The sequence below is a fragment of the Acetobacter malorum genome (assembly GCF_001580615.1).
GTDB classification, from domain to species: Bacteria; Pseudomonadota; Alphaproteobacteria; order Acetobacterales; family Acetobacteraceae; genus Acetobacter; species Acetobacter malorum.
The window spans coordinates 79,120-105,487 of record NZ_LHZC01000048.1 but is presented as its reverse complement, the minus strand read 5'-3'; the positions used below and the strand labels follow the sequence as shown (position 1 = coordinate 105,487).

The following is a 26,368-nucleotide window of genomic DNA, read 5'->3' as shown; positions in this document are numbered from 1 at the left end:
AGAACGAAACTCGCCTTACTCAAGAATGTATCGATGGATATTTGTCATGGCAATGGTCACCCTGGTAAAGACTGTTCTCTTTGGAAATCCGCAAGACGTGCAGGGTTATGCTCATGCCCTGAACGAAATGCGTGTAGGCATGATGGGGGAGAATGCTCCTTTAGAGCCGCACCAGGTACCTGATGGCTATTCTGTCCCGTCTGAGGGCGCACTGTCCTACGAAAGCAAGCAGTCTCTGGTAACCAAGGAATTCGAGATGGCGTCCGACGTCTCTCAGCGGTTCCCTGGCGTCGTCGCAAACGTCATGATCATCAATCAGGATATGTCCGAGGCATACGGTCGCGTCATGCAGGCTGGAGAGTGCATCCCTGGCGGTCACACAAACCTCGCAGACGCAGAATTCGACCAAGTGTGGGGAGAGGACTTCAGCGACACACGCGTGCTGGAAGAGCTGGAGTTCGGCGCTCAGGATGCAATTGAGACCGCTGTGCAGGCTCCTCTGCCAACCGCCGAGCCTGAAGAAGTCACCCCCTGAACCAAGGACACGGAGTTTCAGATGTCTCCTAAACACGAATACCCAGTGCTTACCCGTGAAGAACGGAACGATCTTGCTCGCTATGCTGCGAAAAAGGGGCCGCGAAAATGGAAACAGTCCTTGCAGGCCGCTTGGGAGCGCGGGATGCCTCTCACGCCTGAATTCCCTACGCTGTATGCCCTCCGGAATTCCCACGGCAATGAATGGCTGCGGTCAGTCAAAGCATCGGATTTTTCTCAGCCCGCAAAATTTCCAGATTTGCCGCCTGCCCCACCTAAAGCTGAATTGACCTGGAAAGACGGGCCAAACGAGACCTTGGTGGCGGAGGGAAAAACATCCGACGGTAAGACCGCAGTTATGGCCATCGTTGATCGGGAACATGAAGGACGCTTCTTTCGTGTCTCGAAGCTTGCCTCATCTGACGGCAGCCTGAAGAATGAGTGGGGTGAGCCGCTTATGACGAAAGGGCTGGAGGCCATGAAAGAAACCGTGGCCCTTCAGGTCTCTCAAAAGGCCTATGAGGAGAAAATCCAGAGATTCCCCTCCACTACCCCCGGCGTTCCGGAAAGATCCCCCTGGGGGAAGGTTCAGAATGCGGAAGTTCTCAAGCTGGATGATCTGACGGGTGAAGCAGCCATCACGTATGTTTCCACTGCCGGCCACGGGGGGTTCATGCTCTCCAGAAATGCCGCCTCGCAGGTCCCCCCTGTGCTGCGGAATTCGCCTCGCGGTACGACATACGAGCAAGACGCTGACTGGTGCCGGGTCGCACTGTCATTCCCGGAATGTTTTACACCTCACGATCTGTCAAAAGCAGAAGAGACGCTGAGAAATTACGACCCGGACACATGGCAGGCCTACTACGGAAGAGAATTGCAGCCGGGGCAAAGTCGCACCCTGGATGAACGTAACTTCCTGGCCGCGCACAAAGACGATTACATCGTGACAAGCGCGGTTCGTAGCGACGACTACCCTGGTATGGTCGCAGTATTCGCGGCACCAGGGGGCGACCGGAATCTGGGCCAGAGCCGTTTTCTGGTGCCGGGAGACGAATACTCGGACCGCCCCTCCTTTGGCTTTGTGATCGATACTGATCGACACATGACGCCCGAGGAATATGAGGCCTCAATGACACAGCCGGAAAACACATCCGACTTTGAACCCTGAGCTAAACCTTTATTCTGGAAGGATGGTCTTTCATGGAACACGGCGCGCAGTTCATCATGCTCTTCTATGGTCAGAAGGATGATGCTCAAAATTTTGTCCACGAGCTCAATGCTGCCAGGTCCGATCTCAAAGGGTCACCGCAGAGCCTGCAGGACTACGGTGCGCCGCCCACTCCGCGTGGCCAGACCGTCACACCGACGGGAATGATTTCGTTCAGAAACCATTATTTCTCGAAAGATGAGGAATATCAGCTTGCGGAAAAGATTTCAAAAGCCTTCCCAGACATTATCGTGAATTTCATGATCGTCGACGACTCAGTCGCAGAAGCCTCCAGCTTTATCATGAACTCCGGGGATACGGGGCCTAACGGCAGCCCTTCTGTCCATCTCCGTGGCGGTGCGTGGGCACCCGTCGCTGGTGCCACTATACGTGGCGAAGACTTTATTAAGGCCTATGGCCCGGACAAGAGCATTGGCCGCGTTCAGAGCGTTTTGGAGGAAAAAGGGGCACAAGCGATTTCTTCCGCCATAAATTCGGCTCGCATACGGAAAATTCATGCCAGGTGGGAAGCGTATAGCGTGTCCCCGGAACGCGATCTGTTTACTAAACTTCATCTGGAGGCTCTCAAACACTCTATCATTTTCCCATCGGTGGAAGAACGCCTCAGCCCGATAATCGCAGAGGTAATCAGTGTCGCGAGCAGCAAGGGTTACGCTGACGCTGACAGCTATCTCAATTCACTCAGTAGCCCAGACATGTCACCCGATTATGCTGCAGCGCTTGCAGAGCAGTATGAGGATGACCCAGATCAGGATTATTCTACGCTGGTAGCGCAGTCCCTCCAGGCCATAAATGAAGACGCCCATGGCCTGCCTGCGTCTGCTCTACTCCGGGTTCTTGGCGGTAAAATTGCCGACGCCCGGCTTAAGGGCAAGGAAATGCGAGAAGAGCAAGAACCCAAGCCAGAGATGGACCTATCCCCCTGAAGGAGTGGCGGGCATGTCGCTCAGGGAAAGCCTAGCCTCCAGAGATGAAATTGAGGATTACTCCTCCGGAGGGTGCCACATCCTGGCTATCTCCCTCCACAGGCGATATGGCTGGCCTCTCCTGGCGGTTGAATCCACGGAAGAACGCTACTGGGAGGATCCGGAAGACGATGACAATTATCTGCCCTCCATTCTCCACGTCTATGCAGTAGATCCGGACGGGTTGGCCTGGGATATCCGAGGCGCTCGTCCGGACACTGAGGCGCTCCGGGACGCTGCCGATTTCTTTGGGGAGAACCCGTCCGATTGGTCTACGGACCTCATCGCCAGAGAGGAATGGATTCAGCATCTGGTGGGTTACTGGTCCGAAGAGGGCGAGGAGCCTATTGATCGCCCTCTGGAGTCATATTCTGACGACGATATACAGCGGGCAGACGAAGTGATTTCTCGTGCCCTGGCCCCCATATTGGATAACGGGGCGAAACCCGAGCATGCGGAGGAAGTGGAAGAAGCCCCTTCCCCCTCATAATAGTGCGTCCGCCGGGCCTTCACACTTCCGAGCAGCGGAAGCATACGCCTCGCCCCTCCACCTCCGGCAAAACGCGCCAGCACCGCGCACACTTCTCACCCTGCGCGGGGCGAGCGACCGAGCCGACTTCTCTCGTCTCAGCGGCAAACCGGAGAGTGACAGATGATACGCCGCATACATCGGCCATACTGACGTCGGTGAGAGATTCCGCGTAGTTAGCCGGCACATCACAGGAAACTGATGCCTCCAGAAGTGCCCCGATTGTCCCGTCGGCCTGCAATCTCTCGCAAGCGGCTTTCACTGATGCCCTCACCGTCAGAACATGATTCCATTCACACAGCAGCTTCTCATTTTCCCACTGTGGGCATAAGGACGGCCACTCCCTCTCATGAACGCTTCCGGGCAATGCCGCGAAATGCCATGCTTCATCTGCTGTCAAAGGCACGAGTGGGGCGAGCCAAGACACAAGATGGCGGAAAACCTCCGACAGAACCGTGACCACCCCCATCCTGCGAAGAGAAGATGGACTGTCACAATAAAGCGCGTCTTTCCGCATATCGAACCACACTGAGGACAGGTCATGGGCGCAGAAATGATTCAGCAGTCCGACCACCTTAGGAAAATCGAAGGCGGCGGATTGCTCGCGCATCGACCGGCCCACCTGATTTAGCTTGGCCAGCATCCATTTTTCAGGTTTCTCAAGCTTCTCGTAAGCCACCGGAGATGACGGTGCTGAGGCCATGTTGCCAAGAAGCCAGCGCAGTGTATTTCGGAAGCGGCGGAGGGTGTCAGCGTGCCCACGCATCGCCTCATCTGAATATTTTGCGTCCCTGGCCATATCCGACGAGGCCACCCACAGACGCAAGGTGTCGACCCCCACCCTTTGAGTAACCTCCAGGGGATCTACTACATTCCCCTCAGACTTGGACATCTTCCGCCCCTTCTTATCGAGAACGAAGCCGTGCGTCATTAAGGCCCGGTAAGGCGCAGAGGATTGCGACGACATGCTCTGAAAAAGCGATGACTGAAACCACCCGCGGTGCTGATCGGACCCTTCCAGATAGAGATCCGCCTTGGTTGTCCCGTATCGCGATGGCAGGACCCAGGAATATGTTGCTCCGCTCTCAAACCAAACGTCGAGCACGTCCATAGACTGCTCCCAGTCCTCGGGATCGTAGTCACTGCCGAGAAAGCGAGATGGTGGGCTGGAGTACCATGCGTCAGATCCTTCCGCAGAAAAGGCCTCTCGGACCCGCTCAAGAACGGCTTCATCGGCAAGAACCGATCCGTCGTGACGGTTTACGAAAAGCCCCAAGGGCACGCCCCACATGCGCTGTCGGCTGACGCACCACTCCGGACGGGACTGTGTCATAGATGTCAGGCGAACTCTGGACGCTTCAGGGAGAAATTCAACGTCTTTAAGCGCAGAGACGGCCGCGGCCCTTTGTTCGTCAGGCATGCTCACAAACCACTGGGGCGTGGACCTGTACAGGAGTGGCGATTTCGAGCGCCAGCTATGGGCCGTTTCGTGCTTTGATCGCCATGAGGAAAATAACGCGCCCTGAGCAAGCAGTGCCGCCAGCACAAGAGCATCGGCATCACCCCTCTCCCCATTCTCTTTCATGACCACCTCTCCAGCAAAGAAGGGGAGATGGGGAAGATATCGGCCATCAGCGCCAACGGTCAGTTCAACATCAAGCCCCTCAGCGGCGCCGAGCTGGAAATCTACCGGGCCGAGGGCCGGTGCGACATGAACGAAGCCAGTCCCGTTTGACGTCTCTACAAATTCGGCAACCAGAACAGGGACAGCATGCCCATACCCCAGTTGATGGAGGGGGTGATTACACACCGTCTCCTGCAGTTCAGTTCCATTGAACGTATCGACGACTTCCCACGCTTCTGCGCCAGCCTTAGTGAGAACGTTTCCGGCCAGAGACTCTGCCAGCACAACATGCTCTCCGACGCCGAGATGGGTCCCAGAGCTTACCGCCGTCACCTTGCAGAGAGAGTATGAGCACTGCGGGGCGCACGCGACGGCCCGGTTCCCTGGCAATGTCCATGGCGTGGTAGTCCAGCAGACCAGGCTCGCGCCGCGGAGGGCCGCATGCTTCGAGGATCTCACGGGGAAACGGACCATAAGGGATGTGTACCGTTCTTCTTTATACTCGACCTCCGCATCAGCCAGAGCTGTCTGCTCGGGAACTGACCAAAGGACCGGGCGAAGAGCACGGTAAAGGCGGCCATTACGAAGGAAGGCTTGCAACGCTGTAACCGTGGCAGCGTCGGCTTCCTTGTCCATGGTTTTGTAGGCGCGAGCAAAATCTGCCGTTACGCCAAGACGTCTGAACCCGGCCGCCTGCCTTTCCACCCATTTTTTTGCATATGAGCGACATGCCTCACGGAACTCCATGACGGGGACACTCCCCTTTTCCCGCCCGGCCTGTCGGATCTGCTCTTCCACTTTCCACTCAACTGGCAGGCCGTGGCAGTCCCATCCAGGCACCAGAACAGCATCCTCTCCCATCATACGGCGGCTTCTGACCACCATATCTTTGAGCGTCTTGTTGAGTGCGTGGCCCATATGAACATCGCCATTGGCGTAAGGAGGGCCATCATGCAGGACAAACTGTGGCTTGCCGGCGCATGATGCGTGGACGCGGTCGGCCAATCGGTCCTCTTCCCATCGAAGAAGGGTTGGCTCGTCGGTTTTTTTAGAACTGAGGTGCGCTGCAAAGGGTGTTCGCGGCAGCAGGACATCGCGGGTTTTTACGGTTGTCTGGGTATTCATCGCTTTGATCCTTAGGGCCGCCCCCTCATGATCAAAGCAAGAAGAGGTTCAGCCCGTAATGTTTTCCTGGAAAATGCCGCGCAAACGGCTCCCGGCTGCCGCAGCAACCGGGCCATGAATTCGACGGATCAGGGATATCAGGGAGGCATTACGTTCTGACATCATAGACATAATCGACCTCCCTTACATTTCCGGTTTGAGCGCTTCTTGCCCTAAGAAGGATAGACCTTCTCATTCAGCAAAGACAAAATCAACCCATTACGCTGATTGATCGATAAATTTGTCGTTGGGAACGCTTGGTGTTTTGATGACTGTAGTGATCGCGTCAGTCAGGGCCTTAAACGAGGTCACATCTCCTGGCTCTGCTGTCACAACATCACCCTCCGAAAACGTCTGCCCAAACATTCTGACCTGCCCAAGCACAACAATGGTTATCTCTGTTGCTTTGGCATGATAGTGCGCGACCTCCACGTCGCCAGCTTTGAAGTGCTGTACCGCCACCTCGAATGCTTTAGTCCTTAGCACGGAGGGGGCAAAGTCACCTGCCACCCACCCTCTGGTCATATCCGCAAGCTTATCGACCCGCATATCCGCCCCTCTCAGCGCGGTGCGCGAAATGATTTTGCAAGGCCAGAACCTCACGCGGCGTTTTGATCGGAAAGTAAGAATCCCGGTCGATCTTGTGGGAAACAACAATTCCGTTTTTCAGAATGATTTCATTGTAGGCCATGCTGACAAAGAACTTGCCGTCTACTCTGACATCTTTCCTGATCATTTCCTTGCAGGCCTCGATGTAGTCCACCCCACGACGGAACCAGTAGACCCCGACTGAGGCGTTCCGGCTTATGGGATTTTTCTCCGAGACCTCCTCCACAAACTGCTTATAGGCCTCATGGCAATCAGGCCGGTCGCCAGAGGTCCTGACTGAAGAGTAACGGGGATGTATTGAATCGAAGGTGATTATCCCGCCATTCGCCTTGAGACCCCCCTCAGAGGGAGGGAGGCACCCGTTTCTGAAATAATCAATCGACTTCTGGAACCCGCATTCAACAAAATTGTTGGCGTTCACAATGAGCAACTCGTGATCATTGTCGATGACGTCTGAAGCCAGTAGGCCAGTACACGCTGCGCCGGCAGTCGGAGCCTCTACCCGGATTATACTAACCCCCGGAGACGAAAGTTTTACGATACTGTCCAGGTGGTATTCATCAATGTCGGCGGCTCCCAGCATGCATGTAATGCTGGCCGGGGAGAGTGCCTCACACTGCCGAATGATCCTTTCCATCAAGACCATTCCGGACATTTCTGCTGCCAGAAGCGGATAGCCGTCCAGACCTCCCCGCCCCTCCACATCTGACCCTACGGCCAATATCAAAACCGATAGTCCCATCACGACACCTTATGGAAAAATGGCGAGCAAGCATCCTGACGGGCATCTATCTTGCTGATTGCTTCCTTCACATTCTGAAGCGTAACGTCTTCTGTGCCTCTGACAGCAAGAACATGCGCGCCGCTGGCCCGTGCCGCAGCGATGCCATTAGCATTGTCCTCAACAATCAACGTTTCCTCAGGCATGACCCCAAGCTTCTTCATTGCCAGCAGATATATTTCAGGAGAAGGCTTGGGTTCGGCCACATCCTCATTGCAGAACTGATCCACGAGATAAACGTCCAGGCGAGCAAGTCTCATCATCGTCTGAACCGTGTTCCCAATAGAATTGGAAGCGACAGCCAGCCGATAACCCTGATGTTCCAGTCGGGCCAGGAGGTATTCCTGCGCGAAGACTGGCTTGCAGCGAACTGAGACGATCTCCATCGTATATTTTTGCTTCATCTCTGAGATGAAGGGATGAAGGCTGACCGGAATAGAAGAATTCCCGGCTTCGGCCAGGATTTCCAGCTTTCTCTTTGTAGGCAGGCCATCGAAGCGGGCGAGGTGGTCGGCGACCGTTATGTTGCGACCGAACAGGGCCAGTGCGCGGTTAAATGCCTCGAAATGCCACTGCCTCGCATCGATAAGGACGCCATCCATGTCGAAAATGACGGACTTGATCATCTGTCGCCCCGAAAGAATTCACGCGCATGCTGAGGAAAATCTGTGCAGAGCATGAAGTCCTCTGCTTCGGCCAGGCCGCCGTTTCGGATCATCGACCAGACGAAATCTCGCGTTTCATCGGAATGTCCATGCAATTCAGGAGAGACCAGGCAAACCTTTTTCCTGCGATCCAACTGCCTCTGCAAGACGCCCACATCATACCATGGCATCTTCATAAAACTATCGACCCATACACCCTGTGCGTGGTCGTATAGGGTGGGAGCCATCTCGATTTCACTGAGCCTGGTAAAGACAGGAATGCCGAGATCCAGATAACGGACCATCTCCGGGCCGGACATATCGAAAGCAAACCAGGGGGTCCACCTAAAATCAAGCTCACTCATGAGTTGAGCAAGCTGAGGAGCCAGCCCATCAGCCTTCACATTGATAGCCATGGGCGCTGGCGTGCGCCGAGGCTTGTCTGAGACGAACGGAGCGACCACCTCACCTACGTCACCAACGAACTGAGCCTGATGCGGACCGCCTTCCTCCAGATAAGCATAAGCATCGACCGAGTGCCGCCGAGCGATATTCACCAGTTCCCTACATGTCAGAACGTCTTCATATGAGGCGACCGGATCGTGCGAAACGACAATCTGGCTATCCCCCTCAAACAAAAGATCCCGAACGTCCGTCTCAAGGCCGAAGCCTTCCTTGAAGGAGCGCTTGATTGCCGCTCTGGAGTTCTTTTCTTCCGGGGTATGCCAAAAACCCCTATGGCTCAGGATTTGCATGCAGCGCAGGCTTTCAGTGAAAGAGGGTTGCTCAGAAATAATTTGAGGTCGGAGGGAATGCCGAGACCATACATACCGTGCCCTTCACTTCCGATGCCCAGGGTCGTGACACGCTGGCCTTCGAAAATCATGTAATTGTAGGCCGGAGCAACGTAGAACTCGCCGCCAGATCGATCATTGAAGCGGATCATCATGTCAGCGGCCGCGACGAAATCGCGTCCCCTCCGGAAATTGTAGACACCAACGGTCGCGGAGGAAGAAATCACCTCCTTCTCAACAACCTTGGTCACCAGTTTCGGATCGGCCTCATCATAAGCGACGTATGACCATTTTGGATCATCGGCCTCCATGGTCATGATCAGACCATCGTAACCGTAAATCCCCTCCAGGTATCTGTTGACGTCAAAGTCGATGAACTGATCGCTGTTCGCGATCATCAGGTCATCTTCATTATCGATCAGGTGGCGCGCTGCGAGAACAGAGCAGGCAGCCCCCTCCGTTACATTGTCGACCGTGATGATACTGCAGCCGGGGGCCCACTCCTGGAGCTTTTCCGGCAACCCGTATTCATCAAGGTGCTCTGTCCTGCAGACAAAGATAAATCGGTGCTTCCGTGTCGGCCTGATATTGCTAATAACAAGCTTGATCATTGGCACGCCATGTACCGGGATCAACGGCTTGGGGGTCTTATACCCCTCCCTTTGGAAACGACTGCCTCGCCCTGCCATAGGTATGACGATGTTGAGCATAAGAGCTCCCAACTGTGGTCTCTGGTGTCAAAGCTATGAACCGGGCGACTGTAAAGCAATGTTAAAATCATGGATTATTGAGAGATGCGAGAAGGATAAATCTCAAAGATTATATCGATTTTTCTGCACTTAGAAGATTTTTCAGGATGTCCTGAGCGCGGTTATCGGCTATAATCCACAAAGACAATTTCGATTTGTGACGTGATAAATGAACATAGAAATCAAAACCGCCGATCTCTTCCTGGATGACGCGCTTCCCAAACAAAAAAAGGGGATAGGTGGTCACCATTCAGCCTCGGCAAAGACCACAACATGGCTCACACCTCGGGATATTCTGGACCCACTGGGCAAATTCGATCTCGACCCCTGCTCAGCCCCGGAACCGCACCTCTGGCCTACAGCAGAAACTCATTACACCGCACCCAAGCAGAATGGATTGCTTCTGCCGTGGTTTGGTCGTGTATGGCTCAACCCCCCATACACAAATTCCGGCCTCATGAAATGGATGCAGAAGATGGCGGAGCACGATTGCGGAATGGCCCTCCTGTTCGCGCGCGTGGAAACTGCCGTCTGGTTTAAGACGATTTGGAGCGCAGCTTCGGCTGTGCTGTTCCTCGATCACCGTCCCCACTTTCTCGACAAAAACATGCAGAGGTCAAAGACAAACTGCGGAGGGCCAATTGCTCTGATCGGATATGGCAAGAATGACGGAGAACTCATTCTTGATGGCGTTCTTCCCGGTGCCGCAGTCCCCCTCAATCGCCCGGCTATGCTTTACATGGCCCTTCGTGAAGACAGAGAGGACAAAGCCTCTGCGGCAACTTGGCGCGAGGTCATCGGGGATGTGATCCGGAATATGGGAACAAGAACCTTTACGCTATCAGACGTATACAGTGCTCTGGAGGAAAGCCCTAAAGCGGCAGCCAACCAAAACTGGAAGGCGAAGGTCCGTCAGACCATTGCTCGTGTAGGCTACCCGCGCGCTGGTCGTAGCGAATACTCAGCCATGCTGGCCGCCTGACGGCGGTCAGCGGGGGACTGGATCACTTGCCTATAATGTCCTGAAACTCCTTCAGGAAGGCATCCTGCAAATCTTTCTGGCGACGACGGTAGCGGGTTGAGGCCCTGTTCAGCCTCTGCCCCACACTCTTGACCTCGTGCTTTACCGGTGAGGCGTAAAGTATCAGGCTAAATGGTATGTCACGGCGATTAATGAGTTCATTCTCGTCCGGAAGCAGGGAGACTTCTCCCTTCGCGCGACTGATGCCGGACACCTCTCTGACGATGTATTTTCTCTCTGCGACATTTTCAAAGAGGACATACCCTCCCCTGGCAACTCCAGCCGGCACAGGTGACTGAGGCTTTTTGGGTGCCGGAGTTTTGGGGCGCATTAGCGCAAGCTTAGCCAGCTCGCGCATTACATTCTGATCATTACCTGTAGGAATCATTGTGGTGTCTTATTCCGAGCCGTTTACAGGCGATAACGGCGGTCGCGGCCACCGGAAATTTCCAGAGATACGGGCGACATGAAGAGTTCCGATCCATCGGCGCTCGACCAGACTTTCGCCTTCAGATCAAGCACGTCCTGGTAAGGGCAGGCCGCTCTTTGAGCTGCGTAGGCATTGGTTTTTATGTCCACATCACCCTCCATGGATGACGGCACCATTCCGATCTTCATCCCCAATGCCAAGCTATTCTTGCGCTCCAGGACAGCCTTATCGCATTGCTGGATAGTACCCAGCCCGGCATGACCTATTTTTATCAGGTCATCAGGCTTCGCCTCCCGCGCTCCGACGTTCTCTTCCTCGGCAATCAGCATAAAACGAGCGGCCCCGTTCAAAAGAGCATCGGCCTTTTCCTGATGGCTACCTTTGGGGTTAACCCGAATAATCATTACCCGATCCGAAGCTCCAGCCGCACCCATGCCAGCAGGTTGCGTGTTCAGATGCTCTTGGGACATGGCAAAGGCCTGGGCCGGCAAGAAGCATACGGAAAGGACCAGCGCTAACTTCCGAATGATCATGGCGCACATACCTCAGAGCTCCCAGCCTTCTCGGCGACCGCGGGGGATGAATTCGTTGTCGAGCACACGGAATAAGTCCCGCGGTGAGCTGAGTGTGGGTGACCCATCCAGAAAGAAACACAAAAGACCACAGCCATAAAAACCGGTATTAAAGCCCACTTTGCAGAAGACAGCTTCATGCCTTTCATTTCTCCATGTCATCAGACAAGGTGCGTCCTGCCTCTTCATCCGGCAGCGGAGCGGCTCCCCCTATCGCCTTGTCAGAATGTCTGGACTCGAACTGCTTGTTCATCAGTCGATTATATTCGCGCACCCATTGGGGGCCTGGGGAGATTTTCACGACAGTCTTCAGGGAAGATACGCCGTTAATAGTCACCCCCTCACCCGGAGACCATAAAAATGAGGCTTCGCCCCTACCCGTTTGGATGTCGATAGGAATTCTGCCCGATGCCGACCATGTTTTAGGAGCGAAAGGCGCACCTCCGTATGGCCCTACATCAGACGGAGCCATGATAAGCCACCAGTCAACAAACGGCCGATCATGTTCGTAATGGTAGACGGTGCGCATTACCGAACCGTGGCAAACAGCCTCGTGGACAAGAGGACTGTCTCCAGCGCGCTGCATATCGCCAGATACCGTCAGCCCATGCCCCACTGGATACGAGCCTTTAAGGATAGGCTTCTCCTGGGACAGCAGACCACCAGGGAGTCCATACACCATAATGTCGGCAACAAAAGACATTTCACCATCCCACCGTCGTGGGTTGGAGTGCCCATCGCACATTTCCTGCAAGATGCCGCCATCGCTGTTCAGAGTCACAATGGCGCTGGACTGGATATGGTTTATTTTCTGAAGAGGCGGCGGCTCACAAGCTGTCAGCGTCACAGCAGTAAACGCAAACATCGTTACACAAAACGCCGCCCTAGTGCTCTTAACCCGGATCAATCTTCGTCTCCGTCATCAGCTTCCGCGTCCAGCGCCTCAACCTCTTTGCGCGCCCAGGGGATAAACTCCTGAATAGACCGCGCTGTGATTTCTCCAGACACGGAGGTTAAGAACAGTTCCCGTTCACCTTTTGATTCTGCCGGATTGGAAATGTAGGCGGTAACACCGGGCAGGCTGCGCGACACGACCAGCCTCACGTTGTCGCCGTTTCGATGAAGGGCGGACGCGTTCATGACGTTCCGCATCTCAGCCTCCAAATCCATATTCACAATAGGATCCAACTCTTCGTGAGAATTCAGTAAAGCTGCGAATACGAGAAGCCCCCCTGAGCAGACCCCTACCGCGGTCCCCACACGCTCAAGCGTCTCATCAAAACCGGTCTTAGCTGATGGGTCACGCATAAGCATGACGACCGGGATACCTTCCTCGGCAACAGTTATTTGCTCGTGAGGGGAAACCGGCGCTGACGCCCCAATCTGCGCTCTTAAATCGTCTGATATCCTGTTAGTCACAAATCAGTCCTCAAAAAACAAACCTTGCCCGCAAGAGAGCCACCAGGCGTCTGCACGCCGACGGCATAAAGAAGCCGCCGCACCCCATAAAAAGGACAAACGGGCCAAAAGTCCTGTCAGCATGTTGGTTCTCATCAAGCTTAGGCTTCTAGCCAGTGCTGCGCATGCCGTAGATTATACCGCTGGACAAGGTTTATTGCCAGAGCACTTTCCTTCTGAATAAACCCTTCTTTTCAGACAACGAAGGGAATTCAGAGCCAGTGACATCCTCTGGTGCGAAAACAAAGAGTGATCTGTGCGGCTGACCCCCTCCCATTGCCGCCTGATCGCCAACCTCCACCTTTCGGACACCGCCAGCCTGCATAGCGGCACCAGCACAGAGCAGAAAAGGAATTTCCGTCATCATTATCGCAGATTGCTCGTGACCAGGAACTCCTTCCTTCCCATAAAGATCAAATGACCCATCGTGGGTGAAATGCACGCAGCCATTGATACTCAAGGCCTTCGTGACGTCAGAATACTGTCCGGCAGACCAATCGGTCGAGGCGCAAATCTCCTTGACCTTGCCAATGCTCCAATGCATGGCCCACGACGCCACAAACCCAAATTTATCATCGCCCCACGCAAAGAGAAAAGATCGTGAATCCGGGTCGCCATCCGGGCAAAAAGCCAGAATGGCTATCCAGTCATTTTCATCGGAAATCTTCTCAACATGCTGGCTTTTACGCTTCTTTTTGGAGGGCTTCCTGACTGCGCACTTTTCTACCAAACGGCGCCGGCCGCGCAGGGGGATGATCATGAGAGTAGGGTCTTGCGCATATTTCTCAAATGACCGCCCGACCCCCTCAGTCAAAAGGCTTTTTAGGCCCTCGACCGTATCGCAGGTCCGGCTGACAGCTTCAGCATAATCGTCTGTAAGAACAAGTCGGTCTGCTACCGTCAGCCCCCAAAGGTAAGCAACATGTATGCCGCTCTTCCCATGAGCTCCATCCTCAGTAAGTGTCATGAGAATTCTTTCAGCAGACGCGAGAATTCCCTGGCTTTTGTTTATCGCTTTCTGGTCCGCATCACTGACACTTTCCACATGCCCCTCCTCTGATCAGTCCTTGCGCGCGAGGATGCGCTCCGGAAAGTCGCATTGTCATATCGGTAAAAAGTTTCTAGGTTCCCCATTCTACATCATTTCTCCACACGCCCGAACCCATCGAAGCGTTTCGCGTGAATTTTGAGAGAACAGGGGAAACTCCTTCCCACAAATTTCTTCAAGGCTCGGAGGGGTAATCTGTGACTGCTGTCGAATACAATCATAGGATACAGAAACTCTCCTTTACCAAGGTGATGGCTCTTTATTCCGTCCTTTCCCTATCCCTGAACATTTCCTCATATGTGAGCAAATTGGAGGTCCATAGGGAGATCCCGTTCATGGACATCCAAAATCACATAAAAAATATCCTGCCAGCGCAAAAAGGTCCTGTCTCTGTTTCGACGCTGCGCATTGCGGCTTTAGATAAGACGAAAGTCAATCTATCCCTATCTGGCACATATCTGGTGGACCGGCAGAAACTACCCTTCGAGGCCTCCGCAACAGCAGATTTCTCATATTCTGGACAGCAGCACACTCTTGCTCTCACTGGTATCCATATGCAGCATGCGATGCTTGGCGGGATGACGTATCAAGGCGACGATGCGGGACAACCTCAGGACAAAGCCTATACCATTCCGGATTCCGCCTTTGATGGGTTCCCTGCCTATATTCTCCAGGCTCACACCATTAAAGACCGCCTAGCATCCAGCACCATGTCATCAATCGCCATAAAGGGGGCCGCTCTACATATCGCTCTGGCGCCCTCCCCCTTCATTATGCTGGCAGCGTCAATAACATCGTCGATCATATTCTTATTGATAAGCGTTGCTATCGCCCTGGTTGTTTGGCGCGAGAAACCCCCAAGGATTGCCTCATGGATAGTCGGCGCGAAGCAAGAAACTTTCCCTTACAGGCCATGATCCATGGAATAAACAGCTACCCTCTTTAAATTGTTCGCTTTTTTTAGATACACCCTTGCTTAGATAATCCTTATGCCGCATAACGCCGGCACGAAAAATCACGCCGCTAGGCGACACACTGAAAGACTAAACAGGCCTCACGACATGTTCACAAAGAATGATCAGGGAAACCTCACAAGGAAAACATTCCCGCACCTGCTTCCCGGCGAACCTCCTGAGATTACAAGCTGTCGCCGTGAAGTGCTCCGCAAATACAACCCCCTTCTCTTCCGTGGTCCCATCACCGATACTGCGCCGGAAGAGGCGGCAGTGTCAGCACCTCAGCCTGAGATGGAAGCCGTTTGAGTGTCCCAAACCAGCACCGGGCAAACTCACAAACCCCATAAAAATTTTATTTTGTAGAATATTTTCAGTCCCTTGCTTGGAGCAAGCGCACTTCCCCCTTAAAATGCCCAGAACAAATTCACCTCGTTCTGAAGGCAACCTATTTATGAGTGACGTATTCGCATCCGCACTGGAAGGACAGGCAATCGCTGGCCTTATTACCAACCTAAAGGGCAAAATAGCCAGCGTAAGATCGTCAAGAGAACTCGAATCTCTCGTACTCCAGATGCAGGCAGCATATGAAAAGAGAATCGAACTACTTAAAGATAGTTCAAGGTTACTTCAGAATAGCTGCGAAAACTACAAACTAACCATAGAAGACTACAAAACGGCTGTTGAAGGCTTCAAAGGCTCCGCTGATAAATATAGAGTTGCGGCAGAAAATAATAAAAAAATCGCGGAGAATAACTTTATTAAGGGAACACAGTACAAGAATGATTTGGAAAAAGAGCGGCGGATTCTTGAGGCTGAACGGGCTGCCAATACAGCCATGAAAGCAGAGCTGCTCCAGGCATTGTCTGAAGGAGTTGTCTACAAAGCCGTAGCCTTCGCCGCTAGGCAAGCTCTCAGTTCAGAGCCAGGGGTGCAGGAGAGAACCTCAGCGTCCTATAAACAAACGGTGGTGCGAGAGATTAGAAAAGGCCTCGAACTAATAAAAACTAATAATGGAGATGAAATGTACGGATTTGCGTTAAAATATATCAAATGGGCCGCAAATCAATCATACTTATTGGATGTATCAGACGAACTTCACAAAAGCTTTACTTACATAAGCCAAGAAGGTCAGAACCCCTCACCTCAAAAAATCCCAGCTCCGTCTAATTTCTAATTTCCATCTGTCTTGAGATTTCCAGTGGAGGATATCCACTGGATTTTTTTCTCACCGTAGCCCTGGAGCCTCTTCTTGTGCTGGGCTGGGGGCATTGGCTGCAGAACCAGCCTCTCTGGCTACAGCCCCAGCTTCTCTACCGCTTTCTGATGTCTGCGATTCCTGCACACTACCTTCCCTCATCGACGCATCACCGCCAGCTTCGGTCGTAGCATCCCTGGCGGCCTCCGCCGCCCTGTTGCCGGCCACGGCATTACCGCCACCGCCATCCTTGCCGCCGCCGCCTCCGCTGCCAGAAAGCTGAGAGGCTTTGGTTACGCCACCCTGCACCCGGCCACGAATACTGGAAATGTTCCCAACAGCGACATTGGTTTCGTCACCATTCGCTGCAGACTCACCTGCGAACCAGCGTGTCACGCGATCCGGAACGCCCGTTATCATGGTAAAGGATCTGTTTGCGATCGCGTAGGTCATCCCCGTGATGACAAGCATATAAACGATCGTGCCCACCAGTCCGAACGTTGCATCAGCAGTAGCTGACTCCATCGCCGGCCAGATCGTGATATGCTGCAACCATATCGTCGCATCGAAAATCAGCATCGAGAAAAAGAAGCCGAACAGAGTTAGCGGGATACGGAAGAATAGGTTGAACAAAATCTTGTATCCTGGGGACTGAGCACCTGTGAAAAGCTCATCACCATCCATTCTGATATGCATGAACGCCCAAATTGGGCCGGCTATAACACCTTCGACGGTCAGGATCAGTATGCCCATCGTGGCAAAAAAGAAATGAAGATACGGAAGCAATGGCAGGATGAAAGCATCATAAATCCCGGCTGTCATCAGGGCTAGGAACATGAAGAATAGCGCCCAGCCAGCCTTTTCGGCCAGCGAGCTCATAACAGAACCGCCCTTCCCCGCGAAATTATTAACTCTCCCCACAAGGGAAGCCATCTTACCTTCCGGGGTGCTTTCTGCCGCCATCAGAACAGAGGCCCCAACGCCGGAAAGTCCGAGAGCAGTCTCTCCGGCATCCACAATGTAGTTCCCCATGATGGTTGTCTCTTGCATGGCGTCATAGGTGTTCGCATCACCACCAAACCCGTCGAGAGCTAATGAGAGCGCGGCACCTTGCACTTTAGAATCCGAAGAGAACATCTGCTTCAGATAGTATTCGGCCCCACCATGCATGGCATTCATCGCCGTTGCCGCTTTATCCAGATTTTTCTGGCTGGGAATCATCATTTGATTCCAGGCGTCGTCAGCAATGGTATAGATACCATTAGGCTTGGCATTCAGGCGGGCATTTAACCCATCAGATTCATTACTATCTGCACTCACCGCAGAGACTTGAGGAGTATTTTTGGCCACAGCCATGATCGCCGTATTGATACGGGCGATTGTCATGTAGTAGGCGCCGATAGAGGCCCATCCAGCCTGCTCAACCGCACTCTTGAAATCGGAGAGATCGGTTTGCCTTACGTTTTCAACAAAAGAGGCTGTAGCCTGCCCAAGAGCCAGATCGTAAGTCTTTTTTGCCTCGAATACCGATGATATCTCATCCTTCATTCCATCCAAACCAATCCCATCGCTGCCCGAAATCGTCGCCTTGTAGACGTTCTCCGCGGGCGAACGAAGAGAGACCAGGAATTGGTCAAAGGCACTGATCTGCGATTTCGCTAAAGTTCCGGCCGCATCTGCCGCAGTAACCGGCGATAAGATAGAGACGGATCCGCAAGGCCCGAAATCCCAGGTCGTCCTGGTCTGATTATCCGTGCCGCTCCCCGCGGTATTTAGGTCATCACCGGAAATGGTCTTGTTGAAGCCGTGAACAATGAAAGTTATCGGATGAAAGAGAAACGACGTTTCAACCTGGCTTTTCGTAGGGTATGGGGGCGAACCCGCGCCATTGTTTTGCTGAATGGCGCGATATGTGGCGTAGCACGCCTCCATTTTGAAGGTGTTCAACGCCATCTGATCGGTATCGGACGGAGGAGGTGAAATCGCCTGGGGCTTGATCAGGTCGTCGACAAACGAAGAGAGAATGGTGTTGCCCATATTGCCCGAGACTATGGCCACATACACAATCAGGACTTGAAGCAGACAAAATCCCTGCACAACAGGAGCGAGAGCTGCATAGCCATAGCAAACACGAGGCAAAGACCACATCGTGTGCCACTTACGCCCAAGCAACTCGCCCTGATGCGCCGTCTCGGCGGTTCCGACGATAGTCTGGTACATGAACATAAAAAGAGATACTGCTGTCAGGTCAGTAATAAAGGCCCCCATCCCGCCCTGGATGCCATTGGAGATAGCTGTGTGAATGGCTCCTGAAGACTCTGACAGCGGCGGGATGTCTGGGAATACCATCCCGAGAACACGCCCCCATAGATCGGAACTTGGAGGCGGCTGCAGCATGGAAGTGGCCGAGACGCCTACTGCCGCATGCGCCCATTCTGGTCGAAGGCACACCCCTCCGATTACAGCCAAGGCTAAGAAGCGCTTGAGAACGCGCACCATAGCCAGCGCCTTACGCCCAAGCCATCGAAGACATGCCCCAGTCCTTCCTTCAATCTGAGACTTTGCAGCCCCTCTTGGAACCGGCACCGGAAACCACTCTTTTGGCCGAGCCAGGAAGTGAGACATCAATCCCAGCCGCTCTGTTCTGATTTGCCAGTTATAGAATGCAGAAATGAACATGCCGACAAACAGAGAACACATCACCGCCAATGATAAGAACGCCATGTGTATTGAAAAATAGCCGTGCAAATATTCGTTCAGTATCAGGCTGGCCACAACGATTGAAACGGCCACGTAAGTCCAGAATTGCTTATATTTTGCATCTTGGACGCGTGACTCTTCGTCCTGCGTAATGCCGTACACCTCTCTTGCGGTATCAAATCGCACCTTAGGGTCGGACGATGTTGTAGGGAGATCTTCGAGCTGAGCTCCTAGGATGGACTTAGAAAACAATGCTCTCTTGATCCAGCTATAAGCTGGCTGCGTGGTTTCCACTGCAGATTGGAAATCACGCGTTACGCCGATACCAAAGCCCACACCTTTGTTCTTGATCAGGTCATCCACGATCATGCCGCGCAACTCTTTCTTGCCTCGCGCTGCGAAATCGGACTGCTTTTTGGCGCTCATGAGAGATGACCCTACGTAAAAGGTAAATAATGTCATCTCAAAGGGTGCAAAACCCTATTGCAAGAGACAAGGATTAAATGCCTCTCGTTAATACTCGGTTAATAACATCCCAAAAATCTACGTAAGAGGATGCGTTTATCCGTGATTTATTGATTTGAGAGGAAAGAGACGGGGCCAACTACTCCCCCGTCATTCACTCTTATGACCAGATCTCAATTAGCAGGCATGGACTATTCCATTTCTTCCTCTGGCAACGGAAGCGCTGCGATCTCAGAGAGTGAATAGATTATGATATTAACATCCTTGATATTAAGATGCAGGCGCCCATCGGGAAAAGTGGGCGTATACGCTGAATGATTTTCAAACGATATAATCCTGCTTGTCGGAAATGCCTCTTTGATTGTCCGGGCTATCGCTTCCCGCGTTTGATCGCAATCGACAACATTAAAATCAAAGCTCCCCTTTTCTTCCTCAGCCAGAACAAATCCACGATCTTCGAGCGATTTTCGCCAAAGAGTCTTCCGTTCCTTATCAGATACAGGCGTTTTGCTATCGATTAGCGGAAAATCTCCGAAGGGCAAGCAACTGAGAGAAACCCTGACGATATGTTCCTCAAATACGAAACTGGAGACATGTCCAAAGCCATGGATATCCCACCAGCGCTTGATTCTCTTGACGTAGCTCTTGACGGCTTGTTGGACTTTGTCTGGTGTGACGGACTCTCCAAGCTGACGTTCCAGACCCCGAATTCGGATGTTGGCCTTCCGGATTGCTGCGTGGCGGCGTGTAACAGCTTCCGCTTCCTCAGAAGGAATTCCAAGGGCCTCCGCTAATTCGATGACGTGGCGAGTTGCCTTCCTAACTGCCAGCGGAACGAGTTCAGATCGCTGTTCGATCTCCCCACCAGGAGCATCTTTATTGAACATCCCCTGCACCATGCCGAGAGCCGATCCAGCTTCTCGAATTACTCTGCTCGCCACTGCAATCTGATCATCAGTCAGGTCAGCCAAGGAGAATTTTTTCTCTGCCATCGTTCTCTCTAATTGTCAAAATACACCACACCAATAATGTGAAAATTAAAACTACTCAACCCGATAAAGATCATGTAGCAAGGATTATACCCCACTTATTTGCAATGTTTTGGCCAAGGTTAGCCCCCGTATGTCTGCTGATATGAAAGACATCTTCGACCTCTATCGAGAAGAGCAGGACGAAATTAATAAAAGGTTCCCCTCGACCAAACCCGGGATTAATCGTGAGAGTTCACACCTCACCTATGGCGTCCATGAAATCTCATGGCCTGGAGCAGAAATGAGCGCTCACCAGGTTACGCTATGCATGAACTTCTTTGCCTTGGCAGCCAAGAAATATTCCGGAGCTTTAACGCTCATATCCCCAGACAACCCCACACTTGATCGCGAGTATTGGTGTGAGAACTCCGTTATGCCGGGGAGGTTGATATCTGTAGGAAGCGCGCCCAGAAAAGTGCCTCTTTTGGCCGAGAAGATATGCCTGGAGGCCCAGGAAGGTTTAATCGGCGTCATACCTAGAATATCATTCCCCTATTCCATACTCCGGAAAATCAGAGACGGCATATTTGATAAGAACGTATCAGTGGTTTTTATCAGGCCCTCGGCGCAGTCTTCGCCGGCACATCAAAGCCTATTCGCATCACGCTGGTCCCTGAAAGCCGGTATCGCCACCAACGAGGATACTGCAGGTTGTTATTTATCCTTGCGTTCTGAACATTCTCAGGACATAAGGCTTGCAATGCCGTCGTAGCTCAGTGGTAGAGCAACCGCCTTGTAAGCGGTAGGTCGTTGGTTCAAATCCATCCTGCGGCACCATTTTGTCCGGACGTGGCGCAGCCTGGTAGCGCGCGAGTTTTGGGTACTTGAGGCCGCAGGTTCAAATCCTGCCGTCCGGACCACCCTTCCCCTCAGTAATTGTTCCTTGCATATATGCCCGCTACCATTGGAAGAACACTCTCCAATGGATTACCGTCATGTCTGACAAAGAATACAAAATAATCGCGTCTCCCTCTCTTCCACGAGGCCCGACCTTCCTTCAGACTGCCGCCTGGGAGGCGATGCAGAAGGAACTGCAAACAGCGGATCCAGAGGGGGAGACATGGCGTGAAAATAAGGTGCGCAACGCCCTTACCGGCTACACAATCCATATTGAATCTTTGCCGGGTGGCCCGGCAGTAAAAATTGCATCCTCCATTGAAGATTACGTTCAGAAGTCTCTCCGCGAAGGTGATCAGCCTTTCCAAGAACGGATTTCCAGCCTGACCAGGGAAGCTATTGATGAATCCTGGAGCGATTTCATCAGGAGCGAGTTCACAAAATGGCTTCCAGAGATCGATGGCCTGGAACTCCCGGAGGGCGAAACTCTCGAAACGATTGCTTCATTCGATGACGAAGCGAATATCGCGATCCGAAAGCTATTTGACGATAAGTTCAAATTCGCCTGTGCGCCGGACCATGACGATTTCTCTTTCATGCTCCGCGAAGCCGCTTCCTCTTGCAGTGAACATGCTATGGAGCCACTCAGAGAGGAAATAATAGCCGCATGCCAGCGGCTCGCCCCTCAAGATGCCCCGGCCCCGTGATAGAGGATTGTCGCGTTGGCATATTATCATCTGACCCCAGCCCGAAACCTCGACAGCATCATCCGGAGGGGTCTTCTCCCGTCAATCGGGGCACATTCTGAGGCCGCGAATGAGGCGAGAGCTGCAATCTACCTTTTTTCGTCTATAGACGCTTTAGAGGATGGACTGACGAACTGGCTTGGCGACCAGTTTGATGATGATGAGCAATTAGCCCTGCTGAAGGTTACTCTCCCAGAGGGAGCCGCAACCGTCTCAGACGCAGGATATGAGGTTGCATGCCTCTCCCCAATCCCCTCCGCTCATATTGAGATCCTATGCGAGAATGACCTTGAATTGGATATGGACTGTCTTCGCCAAAAAGAGGCACGGCCGGCAATGCAGGATGAGTGCGCGCCGGCAGTGACGTAACCTGGAGAGTCAGTAGCGAGAGGTCTTTCTCATGGTCCTGGAGCCTCTCTTGGAGCTAACCCTCTTGGGAAGGCTTTCTAAGGCGAGTTGCTGACCTTCCGGATCATTGGCAAGAGCGGCCGCCTCCCGAATGTTACCAAGAAGGCCAAGGGCATGCAGAACAGACGCATAGATGCCCATACTAACCCCTGTGTCGCCCTGCTCAACTTTTTGAATGGTTGAGCGTGACGTATTTGCCATTTCTGACAGAGACTGCATTGAAATGGATCGGCGTATTCTAGCCTGACGAATATTCAGCCCTAAGTTTTGAATAGACTCAGCTACCGAACTCGAAGGCGTGAAAGAAGCTGGCATAAAATCCTCTTTGTGCTCATTACGTTTCATTCGATCCGTATTATGTAGCACAAAGCGGTAATTAAGTCGAAGGATAATCCTTCCTCATTTCCTCACGGTCTGCGAATTCGGGCTTTTATCGACTTGTCCTTGCGCATCTGATGTCGCCTGCTCCTTCAAAGCTTGGAGCCTGGCGCGCTTAAACCAAGGCGATAGCACCTCAAAACTCTCTATGGAATTTGGCCTGCCCTCCGCCCTCAGGCGCAAGTTCCTCAGCAACATTTTAAAGTTGCCCCCCTTGAGACGATGATCCGCCATCACTTCTTCAATCCTCTGCGGGCGCTTCTGGCGATCCTCCGTGCCATGCGAGCAGCCTGATTCCGGCAAATCTTTGCCTTTTCCTGTTTTGATCTAACCGTCGGGGACCGCTTGTTCATCCGCGGAGATTCAGATCGCGCATGCCCTGAGCCAAACGGCCCTGCAAGGCCAAGACCGGCAGACATGGATAAAATGACACCAAGAGCACCCATCCCCATATGGCCGTCTGATTTGCCGTCGTCCCTCATGCCTCATGGCCCTCTGAACCCGCCACGCCAAGATCGCGGATGAACGTTCGCAGTTCGCACTCCTCCCGTGGCACGCGCTTCACGCTGAAGATGTTGTCGAAGGAGGACCAGCCCACATGCGGCGATGCCAGCATGCCCCTGAATTTCAGTGCGTAAATCACACCTCGCCCGCCACGTATCTTCATGATCAGATCGGAAGTTATCTGCAGGTCATGGCAATAGTCGCACAATGTAATAGGAGCGGAAATGTTCGCGCCTTGCGCAGCGAGGCTTGCAATAACGGTCGGCGGGATAATTTCTTCTGCCTCAAAACCGGGAGGCAGATCAGAGGGGAAGAAATCCGTATAGGCCTTGGCAATAATCTCGAATATTTCAGCCCTATAGAACTGCCCCTCGGCCTGGCCGCCGAAATAAGTGTCGACGCCTAAGTGCTGAAGAAATCCGTTACCTCGGAGCTTTTCCAAGAGATCATATCTGAAGAGATGCCAATTTGCAGTGGTTTCAGCCAGGACGGTCTGACATCCAACGCGCCGCTCTTGGATAAAGTCCTCCAATCCGGTACGGATAAGCAACTCGTTGGATGAAAGCAGGGTTATTGCATAAAAAGGCACCCCTTCATCACGCACGAAGCAGAAATTCGAGCAATGAACGTGAAAAATCCCAGAATGACCATTTCCGGTGTCCAGACGATTTGGATTTACAAGCGCGCCCTCTTCCTTCGCCACATTCAGGTAAGCGGTTATGTCATCACCAGCACTGCGGGAAACGTGCAGGCAGACAACGGAATCAGGGCAGAAGGCTTTGATATTCCTGATCTGATCTCTCACAATATCAGGACGCTCGTGGACGGGGATTGAAAACAGAACAGTTCTGATATCGCTCATAAAGGTTCCTTGGGGAGTTCAGAAAATGATGGGTGACCAGTTACTGGGGTGAAGATACTGAGGTCTCGCAGCCACCTTTCCCCTCACCAAGACGAACGGCCTGAGCGAAATCTGTATCGATGCCCAGATTGTCCAGATTCCCGGCTGAGCCGTCTGTGGGGACATACATCTTAACGCCACGCACTGTCACTGAGTGGAGATCTGCCGTAACCTCAGGCTGAGGAATCTGAGCAGACACCGCAGATGCTGGCACCATCCCCTTTGGCAATGCGTCTGACCCCGTTGGGAGCGCGGCAGAGGGCCGCCCCGGCAGTGAGGCGCCCCCGTCGCTCGGCTTAGGTGCGGGCGGGACTATTGGCGAAGGCTTAGGGGTTATTTTCCAGATGTTATCGTTCTGTGGCGGCATGGGGGGGAGTGATGCCCTATCGACCACAGGCTTTGATGCCGATAACCGCGCGTTCCGGTTCTTAGGCTGAGGCACCGGGGTATCAGCTTGCGGGAGGCCATCCGCATCATCTGCTAGAGGCACTGCGTTCGTAGCCAGATGGCTCCTTGGTATGGCTTGCGTCACGCTTTGCTTGCTTTTTGAATGCCATATCATACCGCAGACCAAGGCCGCAGCACAGACACCAAACAGGAGGACGGGCTTGGTCACGACTGGGGGCTTTTTATATTTCCCCCTTTTCCCCCCTCCTTTGGAGCCAGCCGGGATTGCCTTGCCTGCCTTATGTGCAGAGCGTGTGCCCCCCCCTGATTTATGACCGCCACTCCGGGCCTCCATTTCAGTTGCGGGGTCCACAATTAACTCTTTCGCGGCCTCTTCTCGCCGAGCAGCGCTCTCGGGATCAGACGCATCGCCACTCCCCTCGGCCTGCAGAGGGGATGGTGGAGCTTTAGGATGGACGGGGGCGGAATGTAATTTTGTATCAGCGGGAATGGCCGCCACTTGTCCACGTTCTTTAACGGGACCAACTTGTGGCGCGCGGGCATCGGCCTCCTTGGCCGCCAACTTATCCTCGATTTTTTTAGCGACCGACGGTGGTACGGAGCCAACGCGCACTGTGTTTGACTTTTCGTCCACTTTAACAGCAGCAGGAGGCTGATTGCCGGGCCTGAAGTAAACCATTGTTTGGCCGCTGGTGCTTGCCACTCTTACGGGGCCGGTTCTGAAGGACTGACCTGACTGGATGCCCGGAGCGCCAACTTTCCCGTTTGTGACCTGCGGAATCCCTCCGCTTCGAGGCGACTTTACCTGCGGCGCTTTGGGCGCAAAGTTGATTTTTGCACTCCCAGGAGAGATTTGAACCGATCCTCTTACCTGGTTGGGCGCTGGAGTTGTGGCTCCAGCCTGGCGTTGAGCTACAGAGTTTACGGGGGCCGCTCCCGCCGATGGCGTCCGAGGGGCCTCGGGTGCTGGCTGTTGCACTTGAGTCGGTGATGGAGCCGATTTGGGAGCAGGCTCAGTCACTGCAACTTCAATTGTTTCATTATCGTCCAAGATCTGGACAAGAGCCTCCCCGCCCGAAGGCTGTCTGTCATCAACAACAGTAATTTTGGCAGAGGCACTGCTCAGAGGAATTTTCCCCTGATTTTTAGAAATGGTTGCCAGAACACTTTCAAGTATTTCAGGAGGCAGGGCCTCAAGGTCGAACGGGGAGCCAGCATTTAGGGGGGCCGCCCCAGGTGATGAGGTTTCCGTCGGAGGGGCGACTTCTGTTGATGACGCTGCCGGCTGATTCCGCTCTCTAAGAATTCTGTCGATATCGGCCCTGGACAGAGAATGTCTCTCAATTAACGGTTGAGCCGGAACATATTCCGCCGCATCGGACACCAACGGCTTGGAATGAGACGTTGAAGATGCGTCCGGCAGGCCGTCATCCGTTCTCGGTTCTGACATCTGAAATGTTCTCTCTTTTCCCAAAGCGATTTGCATGGCCGAAAGGGATTTGAGGACGAAACGTAAATACCCTGTCCTGCTCCCGAAAACCCAACATAACGGTCAACACCTGCTGCGTCCACAACGCTTTATCCTTGCGAAAGGATAAGGTCCACCTAATACCTAAAACTCGTTCACTATGGACTTGTTATCCCATGCCGGGCCTATATGGACCGCCAAGGATTAGTTCGAGACACTAT

Annotated in this window: 27 protein-coding genes and 2 tRNA genes; 11 read left to right on the top strand and 18 right to left on the bottom strand. The window is 53.2% G+C overall.

Annotated features, from left to right (window positions below):
• Positions 1-46 precede the first annotated feature (46 nt).
• From AD930_RS07940 to AD930_RS07925, 4 genes are read left to right on the top strand one after another with little or no spacing between them, the layout of a single operon-like run.
• A complete protein-coding gene (locus AD930_RS07940; RefSeq protein WP_156476933.1) occupies positions 47-535 on the top strand; it encodes a hypothetical protein in 489 nt (162 codons plus the stop codon).
• A gap of 21 nt (positions 536-556) precedes the next feature.
• Positions 557-1,702, top strand: a complete 1,146-nt coding sequence (locus AD930_RS07935; RefSeq protein ID WP_061505794.1) for a DUF7007 domain-containing protein — start codon at positions 557-559, stop codon at positions 1,700-1,702.
• A 32-nt stretch (positions 1,703-1,734) separates the two neighbouring features.
• Positions 1,735-2,688: a hypothetical protein gene (locus AD930_RS07930; protein WP_061505793.1), complete on the top strand. Its 954-nt coding sequence runs from the start codon at positions 1,735-1,737 to the stop codon at positions 2,686-2,688.
• A 13-nt stretch (positions 2,689-2,701) separates the two neighbouring features.
• Positions 2,702-3,217, top strand: a complete 516-nt coding sequence (locus tag AD930_RS07925) for a hypothetical protein (RefSeq protein ID WP_061505792.1) — start codon at positions 2,702-2,704, stop codon at positions 3,215-3,217.
• A 19-nt stretch (positions 3,218-3,236) separates the two neighbouring features.
• Here AD930_RS07925 and ileS read toward each other — a convergent pair whose 3' ends face one another.
• From ileS to AD930_RS07895, 7 genes are all read right to left on the bottom strand, one after another.
• Positions 3,237-6,005, bottom strand: a complete 2,769-nt coding sequence (ileS, locus tag AD930_RS07920; RefSeq protein WP_061505791.1) for an isoleucine--tRNA ligase — start codon at positions 6,003-6,005, stop codon at positions 3,237-3,239.
• Positions 6,006-6,053: 48 nt separating this feature from the next.
• Positions 6,054-6,176, bottom strand: a complete 123-nt coding sequence (locus tag AD930_RS18425) for a hypothetical protein (RefSeq protein ID WP_264821046.1) — start codon at positions 6,174-6,176, stop codon at positions 6,054-6,056.
• Between the two features lie 87 nt (positions 6,177-6,263).
• A complete protein-coding gene (locus AD930_RS07915) occupies positions 6,264-6,593 on the bottom strand; it encodes a cupin domain-containing protein (protein ID WP_061505790.1) in 330 nt (109 codons plus the stop codon).
• Positions 6,580-7,395, bottom strand: coding sequence for a glycosyltransferase family protein (locus AD930_RS07910; RefSeq protein WP_061505789.1), 816 nt, complete (start codon positions 7,393-7,395; stop codon positions 6,580-6,582). The genes AD930_RS07915 and AD930_RS07910 overlap by 14 nt, the downstream gene beginning before the upstream one ends.
• Complete coding sequence (locus AD930_RS07905; protein ID WP_061505788.1) at positions 7,395-8,060, bottom strand: HAD family hydrolase; 666 nt, start codon at positions 8,058-8,060, stop codon at positions 7,395-7,397. Before AD930_RS07905 ends, AD930_RS07910 begins: the two co-directional genes overlap by 1 nt.
• On the bottom strand, positions 8,057-8,833 hold the full coding sequence (locus AD930_RS07900; protein ID WP_061505787.1) for a PI-PLC domain-containing protein: 777 nt from the start codon (positions 8,831-8,833) through the stop codon (positions 8,057-8,059). The genes AD930_RS07905 and AD930_RS07900 overlap by 4 nt, the downstream gene beginning before the upstream one ends.
• Positions 8,821-9,582: a glycosyltransferase family 2 protein gene (locus AD930_RS07895; RefSeq protein ID WP_061505786.1), complete on the bottom strand. Its 762-nt coding sequence runs from the start codon at positions 9,580-9,582 to the stop codon at positions 8,821-8,823. Before AD930_RS07895 ends, AD930_RS07900 begins: the two co-directional genes overlap by 13 nt.
• Before the next feature lie 208 nt (positions 9,583-9,790).
• Here AD930_RS07895 and AD930_RS07890 point away from each other — a divergent pair, with 208 nt between their 5' ends.
• Positions 9,791-10,603 (top strand): DNA N-6-adenine-methyltransferase, encoded by an 813-nt coding sequence (locus AD930_RS07890; RefSeq protein WP_061505785.1) that lies wholly within the window; start codon positions 9,791-9,793, stop codon positions 10,601-10,603.
• Between the two features lie 22 nt (positions 10,604-10,625).
• Here AD930_RS07890 and AD930_RS07885 read toward each other — a convergent pair whose 3' ends face one another.
• The 5 genes from AD930_RS07885 to AD930_RS07865 all read right to left on the bottom strand — a co-directional run bounded on the left by AD930_RS07885 (position 10,626) and on the right by AD930_RS07865 (position 14,069).
• Positions 10,626-11,000 (bottom strand): hypothetical protein, encoded by a 375-nt coding sequence (locus AD930_RS07885; RefSeq protein WP_061505784.1) that lies wholly within the window; start codon positions 10,998-11,000, stop codon positions 10,626-10,628.
• A gap of 53 nt (positions 11,001-11,053) precedes the next feature.
• Positions 11,054-11,605, bottom strand: a complete 552-nt coding sequence (locus tag AD930_RS07880) for a hypothetical protein (RefSeq protein WP_156476932.1) — start codon at positions 11,603-11,605, stop codon at positions 11,054-11,056.
• 184 nt (positions 11,606-11,789) lie between these two features.
• Positions 11,790-12,509 (bottom strand): hypothetical protein, encoded by a 720-nt coding sequence (locus AD930_RS07875; protein WP_061505782.1) that lies wholly within the window; start codon positions 12,507-12,509, stop codon positions 11,790-11,792.
• Positions 12,510-12,547: 38 nt separating this feature from the next.
• Positions 12,548-12,958, bottom strand: a complete 411-nt coding sequence (locus tag AD930_RS07870; protein ID WP_061505781.1) for a hypothetical protein — start codon at positions 12,956-12,958, stop codon at positions 12,548-12,550.
• A 298-nt stretch (positions 12,959-13,256) separates the two neighbouring features.
• Positions 13,257-14,069, bottom strand: coding sequence for a hypothetical protein (locus AD930_RS07865; protein ID WP_156476931.1), 813 nt, complete (start codon positions 14,067-14,069; stop codon positions 13,257-13,259).
• A 278-nt stretch (positions 14,070-14,347) separates the two neighbouring features.
• Here AD930_RS07865 and AD930_RS07860 point away from each other — a divergent pair, with 278 nt between their 5' ends.
• Both AD930_RS07860 and AD930_RS07850 read left to right on the top strand, forming a co-directional pair.
• Entirely contained in the window at positions 14,348-15,067 is a 720-nt protein-coding gene (locus tag AD930_RS07860; protein ID WP_061505779.1) for a hypothetical protein, read from the top strand.
• A 490-nt stretch (positions 15,068-15,557) separates the two neighbouring features.
• Positions 15,558-16,280 carry a hypothetical protein gene (locus AD930_RS07850; protein ID WP_061505777.1) on the top strand — a complete coding sequence of 241 codons (723 nt, stop codon included), beginning with the start codon at positions 15,558-15,560 and terminating at the stop codon, positions 16,278-16,280.
• 51 nt (positions 16,281-16,331) lie between these two features.
• Here the strand turns inward: AD930_RS07850 and AD930_RS07845 are convergent, their stop codons facing one another.
• Positions 16,332-19,427, bottom strand: coding sequence for a DotA/TraY family protein (locus AD930_RS07845; RefSeq protein ID WP_061505776.1), 3,096 nt, complete (start codon positions 19,425-19,427; stop codon positions 16,332-16,334).
• A 230-nt stretch (positions 19,428-19,657) separates the two neighbouring features.
• Entirely contained in the window at positions 19,658-20,458 is an 801-nt protein-coding gene (locus AD930_RS07840) for a hypothetical protein (RefSeq protein WP_061505775.1), read from the bottom strand.
• 130 nt (positions 20,459-20,588) lie between these two features.
• On the opposite strand from AD930_RS07840, the gene AD930_RS07835 reads away from it, so the two are divergent.
• The 4 genes from AD930_RS07835 to AD930_RS07820 all read left to right on the top strand — a co-directional run bounded on the left by AD930_RS07835 (position 20,589) and on the right by AD930_RS07820 (position 22,041).
• The gene (locus AD930_RS07835; RefSeq protein ID WP_061505774.1) at positions 20,589-21,209 is read left to right on the top strand and encodes a hypothetical protein; all 621 of its coding nucleotides are present in this window, start codon (positions 20,589-20,591) and stop codon (positions 21,207-21,209) included.
• Positions 21,200-21,274, top strand: a tRNA-Thr gene (locus AD930_RS07830). Before AD930_RS07835 ends, AD930_RS07830 begins: the two co-directional genes overlap by 10 nt.
• A 6-nt stretch (positions 21,275-21,280) precedes the next feature.
• Positions 21,281-21,357 (top strand) — tRNA-Pro (locus tag AD930_RS07825).
• 75 nt (positions 21,358-21,432) lie between these two features.
• A complete protein-coding gene (locus AD930_RS07820; protein ID WP_061505773.1) occupies positions 21,433-22,041 on the top strand; it encodes a hypothetical protein in 609 nt (202 codons plus the stop codon).
• A gap of 417 nt (positions 22,042-22,458) precedes the next feature.
• On the opposite strand, the gene AD930_RS07810 is transcribed toward AD930_RS07820, so the two are convergent.
• The 4 genes from AD930_RS07810 to AD930_RS17765 all read right to left on the bottom strand — a co-directional run bounded on the left by AD930_RS07810 (position 22,459) and on the right by AD930_RS17765 (position 24,803).
• Positions 22,459-22,833 (bottom strand): helix-turn-helix domain-containing protein, encoded by a 375-nt coding sequence (locus AD930_RS07810; RefSeq protein WP_208598585.1) that lies wholly within the window; start codon positions 22,831-22,833, stop codon positions 22,459-22,461.
• Between the two features lie 54 nt (positions 22,834-22,887).
• Entirely contained in the window at positions 22,888-23,169 is a 282-nt protein-coding gene (locus AD930_RS18090) for a hypothetical protein (RefSeq protein ID WP_167375159.1), read from the bottom strand.
• Between the two features lie 175 nt (positions 23,170-23,344).
• On the bottom strand, positions 23,345-24,232 hold the full coding sequence (locus AD930_RS07795) for a hypothetical protein (RefSeq protein WP_156476930.1): 888 nt from the start codon (positions 24,230-24,232) through the stop codon (positions 23,345-23,347).
• 40 nt (positions 24,233-24,272) lie between these two features.
• Complete coding sequence (locus tag AD930_RS17765) at positions 24,273-24,803, bottom strand: hypothetical protein (protein WP_156476929.1); 531 nt, start codon at positions 24,801-24,803, stop codon at positions 24,273-24,275.
• Positions 24,804-26,368 lie beyond the last annotated feature (1,565 nt).

Bases quoted from the DNA above. Each gene is read 5' to 3' on its own strand.
- AD930_RS07940 (WP_156476933.1), top strand. From the start codon at position 47: ATGGCAATGGTCACCCTGGTAAAGACTGTTCTCTTTGGAAATCCGCAA.
- AD930_RS07935 (WP_061505794.1), top strand. From the start codon at position 557: ATGTCTCCTAAACACGAATACCCAGTGCTTACCCGTGAAGAACGGAAC.
- AD930_RS07930 (WP_061505793.1), top strand. From the start codon at position 1,735: ATGGAACACGGCGCGCAGTTCATCATGCTCTTCTATGGTCAGAAGGAT.
- AD930_RS07925 (WP_061505792.1), top strand. From the start codon at position 2,702: ATGTCGCTCAGGGAAAGCCTAGCCTCCAGAGATGAAATTGAGGATTAC.
- ileS (WP_061505791.1), bottom strand. From the start codon at position 6,005: ATGAATACCCAGACAACCGTAAAAACCCGCGATGTCCTGCTGCCGCGA.
- AD930_RS18425 (WP_264821046.1), bottom strand. From the start codon at position 6,176: ATGTCTATGATGTCAGAACGTAATGCCTCCCTGATATCCCTGATCCGT.
- AD930_RS07915 (WP_061505790.1), bottom strand. From the start codon at position 6,593: ATGCGGGTCGATAAGCTTGCGGATATGACCAGAGGGTGGGTGGCAGGT.
- AD930_RS07910 (WP_061505789.1), bottom strand. From the start codon at position 7,395: ATGGGACTATCGGTTTTGATATTGGCCGTAGGGTCAGATGTGGAGGGG.
- AD930_RS07905 (WP_061505788.1), bottom strand. From the start codon at position 8,060: ATGATCAAGTCCGTCATTTTCGACATGGATGGCGTCCTTATCGATGCG.
- AD930_RS07900 (WP_061505787.1), bottom strand. From the start codon at position 8,833: ATGCAAATCCTGAGCCATAGGGGTTTTTGGCATACCCCGGAAGAAAAG.
- AD930_RS07895 (WP_061505786.1), bottom strand. From the start codon at position 9,582: ATGCTCAACATCGTCATACCTATGGCAGGGCGAGGCAGTCGTTTCCAA.
- AD930_RS07890 (WP_061505785.1), top strand. From the start codon at position 9,791: ATGAACATAGAAATCAAAACCGCCGATCTCTTCCTGGATGACGCGCTT.
- AD930_RS07885 (WP_061505784.1), bottom strand. From the start codon at position 11,000: ATGCGCGAGCTGGCTAAGCTTGCGCTAATGCGCCCCAAAACTCCGGCA.
- AD930_RS07880 (WP_156476932.1), bottom strand. From the start codon at position 11,605: ATGATCATTCGGAAGTTAGCGCTGGTCCTTTCCGTATGCTTCTTGCCG.
- AD930_RS07875 (WP_061505782.1), bottom strand. From the start codon at position 12,509: ATGTTTGCGTTTACTGCTGTGACGCTGACAGCTTGTGAGCCGCCGCCT.
- AD930_RS07870 (WP_061505781.1), bottom strand. From the start codon at position 12,958: ATGCTTATGCGTGACCCATCAGCTAAGACCGGTTTTGATGAGACGCTT.
- AD930_RS07865 (WP_156476931.1), bottom strand. From the start codon at position 14,069: ATGACACTTACTGAGGATGGAGCTCATGGGAAGAGCGGCATACATGTT.
- AD930_RS07850 (WP_061505777.1), top strand. From the start codon at position 15,558: ATGAGTGACGTATTCGCATCCGCACTGGAAGGACAGGCAATCGCTGGC.
- AD930_RS07845 (WP_061505776.1), bottom strand. From the start codon at position 19,427: ATGAGCGCCAAAAAGCAGTCCGATTTCGCAGCGCGAGGCAAGAAAGAG.
- AD930_RS07840 (WP_061505775.1), bottom strand. From the start codon at position 20,458: ATGGCAGAGAAAAAATTCTCCTTGGCTGACCTGACTGATGATCAGATT.
- AD930_RS07835 (WP_061505774.1), top strand. From the start codon at position 20,589: ATGTCTGCTGATATGAAAGACATCTTCGACCTCTATCGAGAAGAGCAG.
- AD930_RS07820 (WP_061505773.1), top strand. From the start codon at position 21,433: ATGTCTGACAAAGAATACAAAATAATCGCGTCTCCCTCTCTTCCACGA.
- AD930_RS07810 (WP_208598585.1), bottom strand. From the start codon at position 22,833: ATGAAACGTAATGAGCACAAAGAGGATTTTATGCCAGCTTCTTTCACG.
- AD930_RS07795 (WP_156476930.1), bottom strand. From the start codon at position 24,232: ATGAGCGATATCAGAACTGTTCTGTTTTCAATCCCCGTCCACGAGCGT.